General features: G+C 69.2%; 1 protein-coding gene and 1 pseudogene. Both read right to left on the reverse strand.

Going from position 1 to position 2,027, the window contains the following annotated elements; genetic code table 11:
- Positions 1 to 201 (reverse strand): annotated as a pseudogene (locus tag I0Q12_RS32035) (hypothetical protein); the annotation flags it as partial.
- Positions 202 to 293: 92 nt separating this feature from the next.
- The gene (locus tag I0Q12_RS05345; RefSeq protein WP_197250959.1) at positions 294 to 1,943 is read right to left on the reverse strand and encodes a peptide chain release factor 3; all 1,650 of its coding nucleotides are present in this window, start codon (positions 1,941 to 1,943) and stop codon (positions 294 to 296) included.
- Between the last annotated feature and the right edge of the window lie 84 nt (positions 1,944 to 2,027).

The raw sequence follows: 2,027 nt of genomic DNA on the forward strand, positions 1-2,027 counted from the left end.
CGGGTTGCGATCGGATGCATGACTGACCTCGGCGTGCGGGCCGGGGCTGCTCGTCATCGGGGTGCTGCTCGGGAGCGGCGTGCTGGGCAGCGGATAGATGAAGGTCCCCGAGCGCTTCGGCGAATCGTTCCGCTTGACGGAACCGGTGCGGGCGCGCGCGGGTCTCCCGCCCGGCCCGACGGCCGAGGTGTCGTCGTTCATCCACAGCTCCTGAAAATCCCCCGAGCCAGCGTCAGCTCGACGGCAGGAAAATACCAGTAATCGGAGTCACATGCACTACCGCTGCAACAACCTCAGTCGGTGGTGGCGACCAGCGGCTCCAGCGTCAGATCCGGCAGTTCCTTCCGGATGTACTGCAGCCGCCACTTGTCGCTGACCAGCGCAAGCAGCACCCCGTCGGACCGGGTGAACACCTCGACGCCGCGCTGCCGGTTCAGTTCGTCCCGCGAGGCGGTGTCGGTGCGGCGGGCCAGCGCGTAGCCGAGCGGTTCGATCCGCGGTTCGACGTTGTACTCGGCTTTCATCCGCGCCGAGACGACCTCGAACTGCATGGGGCCGACGGCCGCCATCACCGGCGAGGCGTCTCCGCGCACGTCGTTGCGCAGGATCTGCACGACGCCTTCGGAGTCGAGCTGGTCGACGGCCTTGCGGAACTGCTTGTACTTCGACGCGGCGTCGACCCGCAGGACCGCGAAGTGCTCCGGCGCGAACGACGGGATCGGCGGGAACTCGACCTTCCGGTCCACGAACAGAGTGTGTCCGGGCGCCAGGGCGGTCGCGTTGACCAGACCCACCACGTCGCCCGGATAGGCGGCCTCGACCGTGGACCGTTCGCGGCCGAACACCGTCAACGCGTACTTGGTGGTGAACGGCTTGCCGGTCTGGGCGTGGGTGACGACCATGCCGCGCTCGAACACCCCGGAGACCACGCGCATGAACGCGAGGCGGTCGCGGTGCGCGGTGTCCATGCCGGCCTGCACCTTGAACACGACCGCGCTGAACGGGTCGTCGACGTCACGGGGATTGTCGTCGATGTCGAGGCGGGCGCGCGGCGGCGGCGCCAGCGCGACGAGGGTGTCGAGGATCTGCCGCACGCCGAAGTTCAGCATCGCCGACGCGAAGATCACCGGCGACGTCTGGCCGGCGAGGAACAGTTCCTGGTCGTGGTCCTGGCCGCTCGCCGACAGCAGTTCCGATTCCTCCGCGGCCTCGGCCCACGCGTCGCCTTCGCGCTCCAGCGCGGCGTCGGGGTCCAGATGCTCCTCGGGGGCGATCTTCGCGCCGCCCGCGGTGCGGGTGAACTTGATGTACTCCTCGGCCGCGCCGTCCTCACCGCGCCGCAGCAGGCCGCGGAAGTCGCCGGCGATGCCGACGGGCCAGAACAGCGGGGTCGGCGTCAGGCCGATCCGCTCGTCGATCTCGTCGAGCAGTTCGAGCGGTGCGCGACCGGGACGGTCCCACTTGTTGATCACGGTGATCACCGGGATGCCGCGGTGGCGGCACACCTGGAACAGCTTCAGCGTCTGTGGCTCGAGGCCCTTTGCGGCGTCGATGAGCATGACCGCGGCGTCGACGGCGGTGAGCACGCGGTAGGTGTCCTCGGAGAAATCCGAGTGGCCGGGGGTGTCGACGAGGTTGATGACGTTGCCCGGGTCGTCCTCGTCGGCGGTGGACTCGCTCGAGCGGTAGTTGAACTGCAGTGCGGTGGAGCTGACCGAGATGCCGCGGGCCTTCTCCATCTCCATCCAGTCCGAGACGGTCGACTTGCGGCCGGCCTTGCCGTGCACGGCGCCGGCCTCGGAGATCACCTTCGCGTGCAGTGCCAGCGCCTCGGTGAGCGTGGACTTACCGGCGTCCGGATGGGAGATGACGGCGAACGTGCGGCGCCGAGCGGCCTCCGCGCGCACTTCCTTGGACAGGGCGGCTGTGCCGGAGTCGCTGATGGCGGTGCCGGTATCGCCGGTGGCCGAGGCGGGCGGGGTACTCAACGCGGAACTGACCTCTCGAAACGGGGGTGGGGTGCGGGT

It is taken from the genome of Rhodococcus sp. CX (assembly GCF_015865005.1).
In the GTDB taxonomy this organism is placed as follows: domain Bacteria; phylum Actinomycetota; class Actinomycetes; order Mycobacteriales; family Mycobacteriaceae; genus Rhodococcus.